The sequence below is a fragment of the Pseudomonas sp. 1176_21 genome (assembly GCF_052850635.1).
In genome coordinates this window covers 124,313-140,080 of the sequence record NZ_VXCV01000011.1, presented here as the reverse complement: position 1 = coordinate 140,080, position 15,768 = coordinate 124,313, and the positions used below count along the sequence as shown (strand labels likewise).

13 protein-coding genes are annotated in these 15,768 nt (G+C 65.0%); 9 read left to right on the top strand and 4 right to left on the bottom strand.

Annotated elements, in window-relative coordinates; genetic code table 11:
- Positions 1 to 247: 247 nt before the first annotated feature.
- From gcvA to FW760_RS21955, 8 genes are all read left to right on the top strand, one after another.
- Positions 248 to 1,138 (top strand): transcriptional regulator GcvA, encoded by an 891-nt coding sequence (gene gcvA, locus FW760_RS21990; RefSeq protein WP_043862969.1) that lies wholly within the window; start codon positions 248 to 250, stop codon positions 1,136 to 1,138.
- A gap of 90 nt (positions 1,139 to 1,228) precedes the next feature.
- Positions 1,229 to 2,479: a 2-aminoadipate transaminase gene (locus FW760_RS21985; RefSeq protein ID WP_446443959.1), complete on the top strand. Its 1,251-nt coding sequence runs from the start codon at positions 1,229 to 1,231 to the stop codon at positions 2,477 to 2,479.
- Positions 2,480 to 2,549: 70 nt separating this feature from the next.
- Positions 2,550 to 3,458 (top strand): YncE family protein, encoded by a 909-nt coding sequence (locus tag FW760_RS21980; protein ID WP_446443958.1) that lies wholly within the window; start codon positions 2,550 to 2,552, stop codon positions 3,456 to 3,458.
- Positions 3,459 to 3,586: 128 nt separating this feature from the next.
- The gene (locus tag FW760_RS21975) at positions 3,587 to 4,045 is read left to right on the top strand and encodes a (2Fe-2S)-binding protein (protein ID WP_043862972.1); all 459 of its coding nucleotides are present in this window, start codon (positions 3,587 to 3,589) and stop codon (positions 4,043 to 4,045) included.
- Positions 4,045 to 6,303: a xanthine dehydrogenase family protein molybdopterin-binding subunit gene (locus FW760_RS21970; RefSeq protein ID WP_254999457.1), complete on the top strand. Its 2,259-nt coding sequence runs from the start codon at positions 4,045 to 4,047 to the stop codon at positions 6,301 to 6,303. Before FW760_RS21975 ends, FW760_RS21970 begins: the two co-directional genes overlap by 1 nt.
- Positions 6,304 to 6,327: 24 nt before the next feature.
- Complete coding sequence (locus FW760_RS21965) at positions 6,328 to 7,677, top strand: c-type cytochrome (RefSeq protein WP_253086980.1); 1,350 nt, start codon at positions 6,328 to 6,330, stop codon at positions 7,675 to 7,677.
- Between the two features lie 53 nt (positions 7,678 to 7,730).
- The gene (locus FW760_RS21960) at positions 7,731 to 8,777 is read left to right on the top strand and encodes an XdhC family protein (RefSeq protein WP_446443957.1); all 1,047 of its coding nucleotides are present in this window, start codon (positions 7,731 to 7,733) and stop codon (positions 8,775 to 8,777) included.
- The gene (locus FW760_RS21955; RefSeq protein ID WP_446443956.1) at positions 8,761 to 9,348 is read left to right on the top strand and encodes a nucleotidyltransferase family protein; all 588 of its coding nucleotides are present in this window, start codon (positions 8,761 to 8,763) and stop codon (positions 9,346 to 9,348) included. The genes FW760_RS21960 and FW760_RS21955 overlap by 17 nt, the downstream gene beginning before the upstream one ends.
- A 45-nt stretch (positions 9,349 to 9,393) precedes the next feature.
- Here FW760_RS21955 and FW760_RS21950 read toward each other — a convergent pair whose 3' ends face one another.
- Complete coding sequence (locus FW760_RS21950) at positions 9,394 to 10,539, bottom strand: serine hydrolase domain-containing protein (protein WP_446443955.1); 1,146 nt, start codon at positions 10,537 to 10,539, stop codon at positions 9,394 to 9,396.
- A 187-nt stretch (positions 10,540 to 10,726) separates the two neighbouring features.
- Positions 10,727 to 11,794, bottom strand: coding sequence for a fatty acid desaturase (locus tag FW760_RS21945; RefSeq protein ID WP_446443954.1), 1,068 nt, complete (start codon positions 11,792 to 11,794; stop codon positions 10,727 to 10,729).
- 297 nt (positions 11,795 to 12,091) lie between these two features.
- Between FW760_RS21945 and FW760_RS21940 the strand changes: the two genes are divergently transcribed.
- Positions 12,092 to 12,655, top strand: coding sequence for a recombinase family protein (locus FW760_RS21940; protein ID WP_043862978.1), 564 nt, complete (start codon positions 12,092 to 12,094; stop codon positions 12,653 to 12,655).
- 56 nt (positions 12,656 to 12,711) lie between these two features.
- Here FW760_RS21940 and FW760_RS21935 read toward each other — a convergent pair whose 3' ends face one another.
- Together FW760_RS21935 and FW760_RS21930 are read right to left on the bottom strand one after the other, a co-directional pair.
- Positions 12,712 to 14,205, bottom strand: a complete 1,494-nt coding sequence (locus tag FW760_RS21935; protein ID WP_043862979.1) for a DUF1254 domain-containing protein — start codon at positions 14,203 to 14,205, stop codon at positions 12,712 to 12,714.
- A gap of 33 nt (positions 14,206 to 14,238) precedes the next feature.
- Positions 14,239 to 15,693, bottom strand: coding sequence for a DUF1254 domain-containing protein (locus tag FW760_RS21930; protein ID WP_078480184.1), 1,455 nt, complete (start codon positions 15,691 to 15,693; stop codon positions 14,239 to 14,241).
- Positions 15,694 to 15,768 lie beyond the last annotated feature (75 nt).

Sequence of the window (15,768 nt, the reverse complement as noted above, 5' to 3'; positions counted from 1 at the left end):
GCAGAAATGTAAGGAGCCGTTATTGTTTTTTGGGCATCAAACGTAATGTAACGGGTACTGATCGGCCTCTTTTCGATAAGTTTCGGACGCACTTTTCCCGGTCCCTCGGGGCATCGAAACTAGCAGTTGAAATGATTGACGCAGGTCAGTATTAATCTGCGAACAGGCTGCTTACAAACGACCTTTTATCACCACATGATTCCTCCATGGAATGAACTCAGTCCTTTTCATCTGCCCGGTGCCCTCGATGTCCAAGCGTTTGATGCCCTCCACCACCACCCTGCAATGCTTCGAGGCGGCGGCCCGCCACCTGAGCTTCACCCGCGCCGCGCAGGAGCTGCACCTGACCCAGAGCGCGGTGAGCAAGCAGGTGGCGCAACTCGAGGAGATGCTCTGCCACAACCTGTTCCAACGCGTGCGCCGGCGCCTGCACCTGACCCCTGCAGGCTCGCTGTACCTGGCCGAGGTGAACAAGATCCTCACCCAGCTGGACATCTCCAGCCGCTACATCCTGACCTACGGCGGCGAGACCCAGGTGCTGACCGTGGCCACCCAGCCCACCTTCGGCGCACGCTGGCTGGTGCCCAACCTGCACGGTTTCAGCCGGCAGCACCCGAACATCCATCTGGACATCAAGAGCGAGCTGGAACCCTTCGACCTGCTCAACAACAAGGCCGACATCGCGTTTTTCTTCGGCCAGGGCACCTGGCCGGGGGCCACCTGCATCGAGCTGTTCCATGAAGAGGTGGTGCCGGTGTGTCACCCCGAGCTGATCGCGGCAGCGCTGCCACGCAGCGCCGAAGACCTCGCCCGCCACCCCTTGCTGCAATGCACCTCGCGCCCGGAGGCCTGGCACGAGTGGTTCCTGCAGCAGGACCTGCAGTCCCAGCACAGCTACCACGGGCCGCGCTTCGACACCTTCTACCTGTGCATCCGCGCGGCCCAGGCCGGCTGCGGCATCGCCCTGGTGCCACGCTACCTGGTGGCCGAAGAACTGGCCGAGGGCAAGCTGGTGGTGGCCTGGGCGCACACCATGCCCAGCGAGGGCGCGCACTTCATCGCCCATGCCGAGCATGCGGCGCAGGTGCCGAAGGTGAAGGCGTTCGTCGAGTGGATACAGGGCAGGATCACGATTTGACGGAATGATTGCTCGACTTTATTTCGCTTGTGGCGTTTGCCGGATGTTGGCTTAGATATATAAAAACTTCCGTCACCCAGGTACTTGCCCATGACGCACGAAACAATCAGCCGATCTCTTTCCATTGTGCATCCCATTACACTTTCACACGGGCGCAATGCCCAGGTGTGGGATACCGATGGCAAGCACTACATCGACTTCGTGGGCGGTATCGGCGTACTCAACCTGGGGCATTGCAACCCGGCGATCGTCAGCGCCATCCAGCACCAGGCCACGCAACTGACCCATGCGGCGTTCAACGCCGTCCCGCACGGGCCCTATGTGCAGTTCATGCAACGCCTGGAGGCGTTCGTGCCACTGAGCTACCCGATGGCAGGCATGCTCACCAACAGTGGCGCCGAGGCGGCGGAGAACGCCTTGAAAGTGGCGCGCGCCGCCACCGGGCGTACGGCGGTGGTGGCCTTCGATGGCGGCTTCCACGGACGTACCCTGGCCACGCTCAACCTCAATGGCAAGGTGGCACCCTACAAGCTGAAGGTCGGCGTGCTGCCCGGCCCGGTGTTCCACCTGCCCTACCCCAGCGCCGACAACGGCGTGACCGGCGAGCAGGCGATGCAGGCGCTGGAGCGCCTGTTCAGCGTCGAGATCGACGTCAACGAAGTGGCCTGCTTCATCTTCGAGCCGGTGCAGGGCGAAGCCGGCTTCCTGGCAATGGACCCCACCTTTGCCCAGGCCCTGCGCACGTTCTGCGATGCACACGGCATCCTGATCATCATCGACGAGATCCAGTCGGGCTTTGGCCGCACCGGCCAGCGCTTCGGCTTCCCGCGGCTGGGCATCGAGCCGGACCTGCTGCTGTTGGGCAAGAGCATTGCCGGCGGCGTGCCGCTGGGCGCGGTGGTAGGCCGGCGCGAGCTGATGGCCAGCCTGCCCAAGGGTGGCCTGGGCGGCACCTATTCGGGCAACCCGCTGGCCTGTGCGGCAGGGTTGGCGACCCTGGAACTGATGAGCGATGCCAACCTGGCGACCTGGGGCGAGCTGCAGGAGCGCGCCATCGTCGGGCGTTATGAAGCGTGGAAGGCCCGCGGGTTGACGCCGTACCTCGGGCGCCTGACCGGTGTGGGCGCCATGCGCGGCATCGAGCTGGTCACGCCACAAGGCAAGCCGGCCACCGCACAACTGGCCGAGGTGCTGGAGAAGGCACGCGCGGCCGGGCTGCTGCTGATGCCGGCGGGCAAGGCGCGGCACATCATCAGGTTGCTGGCGCCATTGACCGCCGAGGCAGACGTGCTGGAGCGCGGGCTGGATATCCTGGAGCGCTGCCTGGCAGAACTGTCATGAGCAAGTGCTTTTGCCCAGCGCAATCAGGCTTTATCCTGCATCGTTTCGCACGCTGGCCCTGGGAGTTCCAATGTACATCGATGTACCGCGCCGCCTGGTGTTCTTCGACAAGGACGACACCGTTCGCCCGCCCTGCCTCGTGCAGTACCATCCCGACACCGGCACCCTGAGCCGGCCGACTTTCGCCCAGCCCGACGACAGCGTGTGGGACATCGCGCGCGACCAACGCCGCATCGCGCTGAGCGGGGTCAAGTGGCTGGTGGTGCGCGGGGCCAGCCGCTCGCGGCTGAACCTTGTGCACGACGGCGCGCCGCTGCATGCAACCCAGAACCTGCTGTCGTACTGGGCACGCTTCGACCCCAGCGCCCGCTACGCGCTGGTCAGCGTGGCCAATGGCAAGAAACGCCCGGTGATCATCGACCTGGACAGCGGTGAACACAGCGACCCTGTGGAGCGTGACGTGGACGCCAGGTTCGGCAGCATCGACCCGCTGCAGGGCAGGCTCTGGGCCCCCGACGAGCGTGCCCGCAATGGCGTGCTGACGGTCGATTGCGCCAGCGGCGAAGTCGGCAGGGTCAGCGTGCCGCTGGAGGCAAAGGTGCGCAGCCTGCGCTTTTCCCGCGACGGGCAGTACCTGTTCGTGACCGGGGAAAACAACCGGCTGCTGTGCTGCGACCGCGAGGGCGCAACGGTATGGACCAGGGACGTCAGTGCGTATGGCCATGTCGGCTCGGGCCGGATCCTGTTCAACGAATCCGGCAGCCACCTGTGCCTGCCGACCTCGCCCACCGACAGCTCCACGCTCGCCGGCAATCTCATCATCGCAACCGCCACCGGCCATACCGAGACCACCATCATGCCCAAGGCGCGACTGGCCGCTGACTGGTTTGGCGACCACGTGCTGAGCCATCGTGGCGAGGTGGTGGACTTCTTCACCGGCGCCATCGTGGCCAAGCTGGACCTGGCCAGCCCCTGCTGATCGTCACCTGACCCGCCCCTTCAACGGCCCCCGCCGCCCCGTGTGCTAGCGTCTATGGGTGGCCTGCGCCTTGCGCACGGCCACGCCCATAAGAAATCAAGACCTGATCGACTGATGACGGGTGAGCCATGCAACTGCGAATCAACCAGACGACCTACGAGGTCGATGCTGACGCGGACACGCCCCTGCTGTGGGTGATCCGCGATGACCTGGGCCTGACCGGTACCAAGTACGGCTGCGGCCTGGCCCAGTGCGGCGCCTGCTCGGTGCTGGTGGACGGCGCCGTGGTGCGTGCCTGCGTGACCCCGGTGGCCGGCGTGGTGGGGCGCGAAATCACCACCATCGAAGCCGTGGAGGCCGACGCCGTGGGCAAGCGCGTGGTCAGCGCCTGGGTCAAGCACCAGGTGGCCCAGTGCGGTTACTGCCAGTCGGGCCAGGTGATGGCGGCCACCGCCCTGCTCAAGCACACCCCGCACCCGAGCGATGCCCAGATTGCTGCCGCAATGGTCAACCTGTGCCGTTGCGGCACCTACAACGCCATCCATGCCGCCGTGCACGACGTGGCCGCCGCGCAGGAGAACGCCTGATGAACGACAGCCTGCGCGTTACCGGCGTGGCCCAGCCCTTCCCTGTGGGCGAGCCGGTCAATATCTCGCGCCGCAGCTTTCTGCTGGCAAGCGCCGGCACGGCAGTGGGCGCACTGGTGCTGGGCTTCGGCCTGCCCCTGGGCCTGAGCCGTGTGCAGGCCGCCACGGGCAACGCAGCGGCGCCCGGCACCCAGGTGCCGGCCTTCCTGGAGATCCGCCCGGACGGCCGCATCCGCCTGCTCAGCCCGTTCATGGAGGGCGGCCAGGGCATCTTCACGGCCATGGCGCAGATCGTGGGCGAAGAGCTCGATGCCGACCCCGCCACCTTTTTGATCGACAGCGCACCGCCCGGCGAGCAGTACGTGGTGATGGACAACGGCATGCGTATCACCGGCGGCAGCATGTCGGTGCGCACCAGCTACCCGACCATGCGCCGCCTCGGCGCCCTGGCCCGCGCCATGCTGCTGCAGGCCGCTGCCGAGCGCCTGGGCGTGCCGGTGGGCGACCTGAGCACCGAGCCCGGCCGGGTGATACACGCCGCGTCGGGGCGCACGCTGGGCTATGGCGAACTGGCAGCCCAGGCCATGGACCTGCCCGTGCCAGACCCTGCCAGCGTGACGCTGCGCGACCCCAGCCAGTTCCGCTGGATCGGCAAGCCGGTGCAACGGGTGGACGCCTATGACAAGTCCACCGGCAAGGCCGTGTACAGCATCGACGTGAAGGTCGACGGCATGCTGCATGCCGCGGTGCAGCATGCACCGCGCCTGGGCATGCGCGTGGGCGAGCTGCGCAACGAGGCGCAGGTGAAAGCCATGAAGGGCGTGCATTCGGTGCATCGGCTGCCCGGTGCGGTGGCCGTGGTGGCCGAGCGCTGGTGGCACGCCAAGCGCGCGGTGGAGGCCGTGCAGGTGCAGTGGCTGGAGGCATCGGCCGACTCGAAGGTGCGCCAGATGCCTGCGGACTTTTCCAGTGACGCCTTTCGCGACCAGTTGGCCGCGGCCACCGGCCCGGCCCGCGACGAGGAGAATGAAGGCGACTTCGGCAAAGCCTTTGCCGACGCCGCCACCCAGGTGGAGGCCACCTACCACAACCAGTTCCTCAACCATGCACAGCTGGAGCCGCCTTCGGCCCTGGCGCGCTTCAACCCCGACGGCACGCTGGAGGTGTGGCTGCCCAACCAGGCGCCCGACATGTTCCGCGCCGACATGGCCAAGCGCACCGGCCTGGACCCGTCACAGATCACCCTGCACTCGCCGCTGCTGGGCGGCTTTTTCGGCCGCCACTTCCTGTACGACAGCGCCAACCCCTACCCGCAGGCGATCCTGCTGGCCAAGGCGGTCGGGCGCCCGGTCAAGCTGATCTGGAGCCGCGAAGAGGAGTTTCTGCGTGACGCGCTGCGCCCCATGGCCGTGGTCAAGTTCCGCGCCGCACTCGACGCCCAGGGCCTGCCGGTGGCCATCGAGGCAGTCAGCGCCACCGAAGGCCCCACCGAAGCCATCGCTGGCAAGCAGGGCGAGAAAATCGACCCCACGGCGCTCGAAGGGCTGTCGGGCAAGGCCTACGCCATCCCCAGCAAACGTATCGCCCAGGTCTATGTGAAAGGCCCGGCGATGCTCGGTTACTGGCGTTCGGTGGGCAACTCGCTGAATGACTTCTTCTATGAGGCGTTCCTCGATGAACTGGCCGACAAGGGTAAGCAGGACCCGTTCGAACTGCGCCTGCACCTGCTGCGCGACAACCAGCGCCTGACCAACCTGCTGCAGGCGGTGGGCGATCTGTCCGGTGGCTGGAAGCGTGGCCCGTTCACCGCCGAGGACGGCTCGCGGCGCGCTCGGGGTGTGGCCATGGCCTCGCCGTTCGGCTCGGAGGCGGCGGTGATCGCCGAGGTGTCCATCGAGCAGGGCCAGGTGAAGGTGCACGATATCTGGGAGGCCATCGACCCCGGCAGCATCGTCAACCCGGCGATCATCGAGGCGCAGGTCAATGGCGCGGTGTCGCTGGGGCTGTCGCAGGCACTGGTGGAGGAAGCGGTGTACGTGAACGGCCAGCCGCGCGCGCGCAACTATGACCTGTACCCGATCCTGTCGGCGCAGCGCATGGCGCGGGTGCATGTACGCATCGTCGAGAGCGGCGCGAAGATGGGCGGTATCGGCGAGCCGCCATTGCCGGCGGTGGCCCCGGCGGTGGCCAATGCGGTGGCGCACCTGACCGGCCAGCGCATCCGCAGCATGCCGCTGTCGCGCTACACCTTCAGCTAGGCCTCGATCAGGGACATCGCGCACATGACCAAGAGTCGACTCGCAACAACGCTGGGCTGTTTCGCGCTGCTGTGCCTCGTCATCGCAGCCGTGCTGGCCTGGTACGTGACCCGCACGCCGGCGTCGCCCTTCGCTGCCCAGGCCAGTGCCGCACCGCCAGACCCGGCCCTGGTGCAACGCGGCGAGTACGTGGCGCGGCTGGGCGACTGCGTGGCCTGCCACAGCCTGCCAGAGGCGGCGCCGTTTACCGGCGGGCTGAAGATGGCCACCCCGCTGGGCGCGATCTACGCCACCAACATCACGGCCGACCGCGCCACCGGCATCGGCGCCTACAGCCTGGCCGACTTCGACCGCGCCGTGCGCCATGGGGTGACCCCGGACGGTCGCCGGCTGTACCCGGCCATGCCCTACCCCTCGTACGCCAAGCTGAGTGACGACGATATCCGCGCGCTGTATGCCTTCTTCATGCACGGGGTGAGCCCGGCGGCGCAGGCCAACAAGCCCAGCGAAATCCCCTGGCCACTGAACCTGCGCTGGCCGATTGCGCTGTGGAACGGCCTGTTCACCGACCCCGCGCCCTACCCGGCCAAGCCGGACCAGGACGCGCAGTGGAACCGCGGCGCCTACATCGTGCAGGGGCCGGGCCACTGCGGCAGTTGCCATACGCCGCGCGGCCTGGCCTTCAACGAGAAGGGCCTGAACGAGGCCAGCAAGACGTACCTGGCCGGCGGGCTGCTGGATGGCTGGTATGCGCCGAGCCTGCGCAACGACCCCAACACCGGGCTTGGGCGCTGGAACGAGGCGGATATCGTCAGCTTCCTCAAGCACGGGCGCAACCGGCACGCGGTGGTGTACGGCTCGATGACCGAGGCGTTCAACAATTCCACGCAGTTCATGAGCGACGAAGACCTGGGCGCGATCGCGCACTACCTCAAGTCGCTGCCCGGCGACCCCAGCCGCGACGGGCCGGCATGGCAGTACCAGGCCAGCGAGCTATCGGCCGCATCCTCGGCCCCCGGCGCGCATACCTACGTGAGCCGCTGCGCGACCTGCCATGGCCTGGACGGGCGCGGCCAGGCCGAGTGGATGCCACCCCTGGCCGGCGCCACCTCGGCGCTGGCCAGGGAGGACGCATCGGCCATCAACATCACCCTGAACGGCTCGCAGCGCATCGTCGCCGCGGGCGTGCCGGACGCCTACCGCATGCCGGCATTTCGCGAACAGCTGTCGGACCGGGAAATTGCCGAGGTGCTGAGTTTTGTGCGCAGCACCTGGGGCAATCACGGTGGCGCGGTAGAGGCCAAGGCGGTGGGCAAGCTGCGCGAGCACACCGGGCCGGCCAGCAGCAACCCGATCATCTTGCAGATGCGTTGAGCATCACAATCAGGAAGCCCCCATGCCATTGCAACGCCTGTCGAGGACGCCCCATGGAAAGCATTGACCTGCTGGTGCTGCGAACTGCCCGGGAGTGGCTTGCCGGCGGCGAGCGCTGCCTGCTGGCCACCGTGGTGCGCACCTGGGGCTCGTCGCCGCGACCGGTGGGCTCGATGATGGTGCTCAGGCAGGACGGGCGCGCGGTGGGCAGTGTGTCGGGCGGGTGCATCGAGGACGACCTGATTGACCGGTACAGCAGCCTCCATGGCGGGCCGGGGATACCCGGCGGCGCGCCACAGGTGGTGCGCTACGGCGTGAGTGCGGACGAGGCGCACCGGTTCGGCCTGCCATGTGGCGGCACCCTGGAACTGGTGCTGGAGTTCGCACCCTGCGCGCAGGCGCTGGGCCGTTTGCTGGCGCTGCTCGATGAGGGAGTACTGATGCGCCGCGAGCTTGACCTGGCCTCGGGCGAGGTGACGGTGCAGGCCGACCAGCCCCATGCACCGTTCAGCTTCGATGGGCAGCGGCTGAGCAACCCGCTGGGGCCGGCTTACCGGATGCTGCTGATCGGCGCCGGTGTGCTGGCCGAGTACGTGGCGGTGATGGCGCTGTTCAACGGGTTCAAGGTGTCGGTGTGTGATCCGCGGCCCGAGCACATGGACGTGTGGACGGTCGCCGGGGTAGAGAAGCTGATGGGCATGCCGGACGACGTGGTGCGCGCGTTTGCGGTGGATGTTCGCACCTGCGTGATTGCCCTGAGCCATGACCCCAGGCTGGATGACCTGGCGCTGATCGAAGCGCTGCGCGGGCCGGCGATGTACATCGGGGCGATTGGCTCGCGGCGCAACAGCGAGAGCCGCCGCCAGCGCTTGATCGGGCATTTTGGCCAGACGCCGGAATCGCTGCGGCGCCTGCATGGGCCCATCGGGCTCTATATCGCCAGCAAGACCCCAGGGGAGATTGCGGTGAGCGTGATGGCCGAGGTGCTGGCGGTGAAGAACGGCGTGCCCCTGCCCGGCGCTGTCGGCGCGGGGCCGACCCAGCCCCAGGTGGAGCACCCGCCACTGACTCAGGCATCGTGTTGTGCGCACCCAGGGTGACTGCATCGCCCTGGTGCTGGCTGCAGGCCGTGCCAGGCGCTTTGGCAGCGACAAGCGCCTGGCACGGCTGGCGTCGGGGCAAACGCTGCTGGCAGCCACGCTGGCACGGGCACTGGAGGCGTTCGACGACGTCCGGGTGGTACTCAGGCCCGGGGACGATCCCGCGCCCCTGGCAATTGACGGGCGGGTACGGGTTCTGTGGGCCGAGCAGGCCGACCAGGGCATGGGCAGCAGCCTGGCAGCCGGGGTGCGTGCGCTGGAACAGTCACCGGCCCCGGCCGTGGCGGTGTTGCTGGGCGATATGCCCTGGGTGCAGGGGCAGACGCTCAAGCAGTTGAAGGCCCTGTGCAACGCCCGGCAGATCGTGCTGCCGCTACATCACGGGGTGCGTGGGCATCCGGTGATCTTCGGTCGACAGTTCTGGCCGGCCCTCGCATGCCTGCAGGGCGATCAGGGCGGCAAGGACATCGTGCGCGGCGCGCACGACGCCTGCGTCCAGGTGCCGGTGGAGGATGCGGGCGTCCTCAGGGATGTGGATCAGCCGCGGGACATCCCGGCTGGCTCGAGGTGAGCGACGCCACCCGCGCCCAGCCGCCGCTGCGCGCTGGCACCTTGCTCAAAGCGCCGCATAGACAAGGGCTGACAGCCGGCCGGGGCGCGGATCGATCATGCTGTGGCCGCCCGAGGTCGTGGTGACGAAACCGAAACTCACGCGCCGCTCGGGGTCGGCAAAGCTGATCGGGCCGCCCAGCCCGATATGGCCGAAGGTGTCCGGGCCCATGGCGTGGGTAGCCGCCGGGTCGACCTGCTGCTCCAGCATGCAGCCCAGCCCGTAGCGCATCGGCCGCATCCATACCCGATCCATGCCATGACTGTGCTCTCGGGTGAATTCGTCGAGCAGTTCAGGGCCGATGAAGTGGCCCGCCAGCAGCGCACTGTAGAAACCGGCCAGGCCGTGAGCGGTGGCATGGCCACACACCCCCGGTTGCCGATAGGCCCACCAGCGCGGGTCACTGGTGCGCCGGGGCACCATGCCGGGGTTGGTGAAGGCGAATGTGGCGATATGCGAGGGCTCGCTCTTCACCACCGTGCGCAGCGCTTGCGAGTAGGGGTCGCCAACGCGCCCGGAGGCACTGTCGAAACGAGCGATACGGTGAAACTGCGTCTCGTCCACGCCAAGGTGCACGTCCAGGCCGTGGGGGTCCAGCATCTGTTCATGGATGAAGGCGCAGGGGTCGCGCCCGTCCACCCGACGAATCAGCTCGCCCAGAATCCAGCCAAAGGTGGTGGTGCCGTAGCCCAGGTCGGTGCCCGGTTCCCACCACAGCGGCTCGTCTTCCAGCACCCGCACCATGTGCTCCCAGTCATACATCATCGGGTTATGGTCGGGGCCCCGCAGCGCCGGCAGGCCGGCGGTGTGGTTCATCACCTGACGCACACTGACCCTGGCCTTGCCGTTGCGGGCGAACTCGGGCCAGTAGCGGGCCACCGGCGCATTCAGTTCCAGCCGGCCCGCCTCGACCAGCATCAGGATGGCCACTGCCACATAGGGTTTTACAACACAGAAGGTGTTGGCCAGCGTGTCGTGCGTCCAGGGCCTGCCGCCCTCCTGGTCCGCCACACCGGCCCACAGGTCGACGACCCGCTCCCCGTCCACCTGCACACAGAGCCCGGCACCCCGCTCCTGCGGATCATCGAACATCGCTTCGAAGGCCTGCCGGACCGCCTCGAAGGGCTGGGCACATATCCCTTGCGCTTTCATGCCTCGTCTTCCTCGTCGTTGAAATGTTGCCCTGTAACCGAGCGACGTTGCTGCGTAGCAGACCTGCCAGGCGACAATGATTGTCTCGGCGCCTGACAGACCCGAACGCATTACTGTTGGCTCGTGAACCTGACTATCGACTGCGCCCCCTGGGGCGCCCCCTCAAACACACAGGTTGATGGAACGTTCATCCACGCGAGCGCGTGTGCGTGTGTGCCAGGGAATAACGATTCGCGCGTTTATAGGTGCCGAAGTCATTGAACCGAACACCGGCCTCGGCCATGACTTGATGCGCATAAGGCGCGGTCATCTGGCGCAGGTAGAACGGGTCCCTGACAACGAAGTGGTGAATACTGTGGGTGCTGCCGAAGTTGAAGCAGAACAATTGAAACGGCCATAGCCACCAGGCGTTCATTACCTGAGTTTGCTGCAGCGCATTGCGCGGTGCCACATCACCGTAATAGTGCATGTTCGAACTGATGAAAAACAGGCAGAACTGCCGGATCAGGTTGGGCGCGACCAGAATCACGACCACACTGTTGACCACATCCATTACCGCCAGGGTGGTCGCGGAACTATGCACCTCGTGCCCGCTGACCGCGCCAAGCCAGGCATACAGGTGGTAGCCGAGAAACACATACCAGCAACCCCAGTACAACAGCCCAAAGGGTGTATTGAGCCGGACGATCTTGACCAGCAAGCGGACTTTCTCCCGCCAGCCTGGGGCAAATACCGCATTGAGAAAACCGAAGATGAACCCGTCCACCAGTTTCAACAACCGCAGTACACCCCAGGGGCTGCCACTGGTGGTGATCCAGGCTTCCACATCCGTCTCGGTGCCTGACTCTTTATGGTGATGAAAGTGCAAACTTCGCCTTAACCAGGGGCTGGGCATTCCCGGCCGAGCCAACCAGCATAAAAACATCATGGCATTGTGCGCCAGCGGCTGTTTTCTGAAATAAAGACGATGAATCAGATCGTGTTCTATTTCATGAATGAACGAGGTCAGCAGCGCGTTGATCAGAATGCAGCCCCAGGCAGGAATGGACCCCTGCAGGTAGGGCCCCCCACTCACCACCATGCCGATCAGCGACACCGCCATGACACCTGCGCCCAGCGCATTCTGATGTTGCAGGATCGGATAGCGCTGGCGCAGGTAATTACCATGTTCGGTAATACGCCGGGTAACATGATCAATCTTTTGCTGATCGGTAGTGGGGCGTTCAAGTTCCATTGCTGCCTCCAAGACTTTCATACCTCATCCTCTGTTTGTGTCGGACAATCCCCCGCCAGGACAAACCGGCCGCGTCAATTGTTCGGGCTATACAACGGGTAGGTGAATGCATGCGCGCATTATATAAACGCAAATCGACTGTTTGCGTGAAGCTTGTTAAGATCCTTTCAAGCTTCAAAATGATAAGGCAAGTAAAAGTCTTTGCAACTGTGTATTTTGGGTGGGTTCAGCGTGACAGTTACGTGTAAGGATTTTTAATTTAGTTACAGGTTGTACAGTTATAAAACGACGCCGTACAAGTATTGCCAAGGATGCATCATGAGATTGCATCGCATCAGATATTGCCGGCTCGCCTCACCGAAACCAGACGCCAGCGTACCCAGCCCAGCCAGCCCCGATGCCTTCGACGCGGTGTTTTACGATGCCCCTGCAGACACGGCCACCCACCGCGCAGGCTTTGAAAAGCTGCTGCGTTACCTGCAGTGCGGGGATACCGTGATCGTGGACAGCATGGCCTCGCTCTCGGCCAATACCGAGCAGTTGTGCAACTTCATTCGCCGCTTGATCGAAAAACAGGTCACGCTCAAGTTTGTGGATGAAAACCTGACATTCCGAGATGACGGCCGTGAAGTTGCGGGCCCCATCGTCGCGGCCATGGAGTTGCTTGCAGAGTTCGAGCGCGCGGCACTGCGCGAAAAACAGGCCGCCGGTATTGCAACTGCAAGAAATCGGGGTTCCTACCGAGGCCGAAAGAAGAAACTGTCCGACAATCAGGTTGTAAGTTTAATTGAGCGCGCCCGCGCGGGAGAAAGTAAATCCCGGCTGGCGCGTGATTTCGATATCAGTCGCCAGACGTTGTATCGGTATTTGAAATCGACCTAGGGCTCTTCAGAAGAAGAGCCCTGGGTACTAGTTGTTCCAGGCCGCCTGGACTACCCTCACTGCTTGACCAGGTCGCTCGGCTTCCAGCTCTGGTCGAAGAACGCCTGTTTGGGCCCATACAACCGCACAATCACCAGAAAGCCCTTGTCTGGCAGGGTCTTGATCCAGTTCTTGCCCTCGCCCGGCGAGGTGGGGCCGAAGTAGATGTCGGTGGAGCCGTCGCTGTTGGGCGTCGGCTTGTCCATCTGGTTGAGCGACGGGAACGGCTGGCCGTTGTCCAGGCCCGATGCCGTGAGGTTGTCGTAGGCGGTAACCGACCAGAACAAGGCCGCCGGCACGTTCGCCGGCAGGTTGAGCTTGTAGGTGTGGGCACCGTCGAGGAACTTGCCCTCGGCATCGCGGGTGGTGGCCGGGTATTTGGCACCGGCGCCGACCAGGTTCATCACCATGCCCGGGCTGTCCGAATAGGCCGAGGTGAAGAACGCCACGCGCTGCTCCAGGTTGGTGAAGGTGCCACTGGCCTGGAACTCGGTGTTCTCCCCGGCAAAGGTGTTCACGAACTGGCGATCCTTGTAGTACAGGCCGCCAGGCTCTTTGGGCAGCAGGTGGCTGGTGACCACCTTGCTCATCTTGAACGCGGTGCGCGCCGCTTCATCGAGCAACTTGCGCCGTTCGGCATCCGGGGCGAAGGGCTTGCCCTTCTCGATGCCCAGGGTGTGCAGGAACCCGCGCATGTCCATGTCGGCCGGGTCCACCGCTTCGGCGTCGATGAAGCGCGACAGCATGTCGAAGTAGCGACCGTCCTCGGGGAACAGCATGTTGATCGGTGCGCCGGTGGCATCGGGAAACTGCATCGCCAGTGCCGAGTCCTTCTTGCCCAGCGGATAGATCCTGGTGCGCTCGACCTCGGCCACCGGCACGCTGAGGTCGTTGGGGTCCTTGAAGAAGGTGCGCCAGAACAGGAACACGTTGTTGGTGCGCGAGCGATAGACGTAACCCTCGGTCGGCTCCGGGCCATTGTAGCCCGGCGGCAACAGCACGTAGGTGCCACCCTTGCCCTTGTCAGGGCCGGCCAGACCCACGTCGCCGCGCCAGGTCTTGCCGTCGATGGTCGGGCCGACGATGGGGCGCTGGAAGAAGTCGTCGAACATGCCCTGCACCCCAGGCGGGGCTTCGACCACCAGCGGGCCGTACTTGGCCAGGTCCAGGTAGCTCATGGCGTAGACCAGGTCGGAGTTGGGCGTGGTCACCAGTGTCTTGGCGTTGATGCGTTTCTTCCAGGTGGGCAGGATGTTGTAGCCGGCGCCGAAGTGCTTCTCGGAGGCCTCCTTCATCGACCAGATGTTGATCGCCGGCAACGCCCACAGGTACGACTGCACGGCGCGCTGGAACACCAGCTCGTCGATGAGGCTGCGTGCGGTTGCTTCGGTCGGGAAGCCCTTTTCGAAGGGCTGGTTGGCCAGTTCTTCGTACCGGGTGGCGGCATTGGCCACGCTGCTCAGGGAAATGGCTACGGCCAGGGCCGTCACGGTGCTGCTCAAACGGTTCATGAGGTGTCCTCGTGGCGCGATGGGGTAATCCGTTCAGTTGACCTTGACCACTGCCGGCGGCGTCCACTGGCCGTTCATCGCCGCCGCCTGTGGCCAATAGGCCCGCACGTAGAGCGAGAAGTCGGCCCCCTTGGGCGCGGGCAGCCAGTTGCTCTCCTTGTCCGCGCCGGGCGAATCGCTTTGTACGTAGAGCGTCAGCGAGCCATCGGGGTTGGTCTTGAGCGACGTGTTCTTGGTACCCAGGGAGTAGCGCCCCAAGGGGTTTTCGGCGAAGAAGTGCTGCTGGTTGTACAGCGTCAACGACCAGAACCCCTTGACCGGCGGCAGCGCGCCCTTGGGGAAGGTCACGCTGTAGCGCTGGCCACCGTTGAGCCGGGTGCCGGAGGCATCCAGGTCCTGGTAGAAGTACTTGGTCTCGATCTGCTTGTTGACGAAGATGTTCGAACGGGCCACCGCGGTGCGCAGGAAATAATCAGTGCCGAACGCCGCGCCGTTGCTGATGGTGCTCCAGTGGTGGGGCAACTGCTGGCCGTAGTTGCGAAATTGCAGCAACGGCTTGACCACCTCGCTGTCAGCCTTCTGCGCCTCGTCGATCATGGCTTTCTTCAGCTCGGGATCGCGCTGGGCTATCTGCGCCAGCACCGTCAGTTGCGCATAGCGCGCCTCTTCGCCGGGCAGCGGCCTGGCATCCTTGAGAATCGCCGGCAGCTCGTCGAAGAAGGTTTCCGGGAACACCCAGCGGGTTTCCTCTTCACCCGCCGCCTCGGCCGGGAATTTCGGCGACTGGCTCCAGTCACGCTGCTTGGGCTTGCCGTCGTACTTGGACAAGGGGTACATGTCGATGCCCGACAGATAGTGCTGGATGGCCTTGCGATCGTCGTCGGTATCGTCCTGGAACACCCGTGGAATCACGAACCCGGTGTTGGTGCTGGCGCGGAACACCTGGGTGATGCCCTGCGGCACCTTGCCGTTCCAGTCCGGGCCCACCAGCAGGTAGAAGCCGGGCTTGGTGCCGTACATCTTGCCCAGCTCGGCAAAGCTGTCGGAGCGCAGGTCCACCATCTGGTACACCCAGAAACGGTCGCCGAAGTCCGGTACCTGGATCACCACGGGTTCGATGTCCAGGGCGATGCTGCCTGCGCCATACACCACATCCTGGTTGGGGCAGGCCACGAGCCGTTCCCCGGGCGAGATGTAGTCGGTGAGCATCGACAGGTGGTTGATCGGCGCCACAGGCACGATGCCGCCCATCAACCCCGCCTCGGGCAGGTCCTTGAACTTCTGCCGGCGGTTGAAGATGTTGGCCATGGGCCAACCCCAGAAGTACGCCTCCCTGGCCATCATCCGCACGTAGGTTTCCGTGACCTTCACATCCGCTTCGGGCCCGGAAACCTGCACTACCGGCTGGGTATGTGCCTGGGCCGCTGCGCTACCGAACAGTACCGCGGTAGCGAGCAATCCACTGAAAAACAGGGGTGTCTTGTTCATCGGGTGCTTCCTTGCCTGTATGCCTGGGGGTGGGGTGACAAAAGGTGATGGTTAGAAACCTAGCAGAGGACGCGG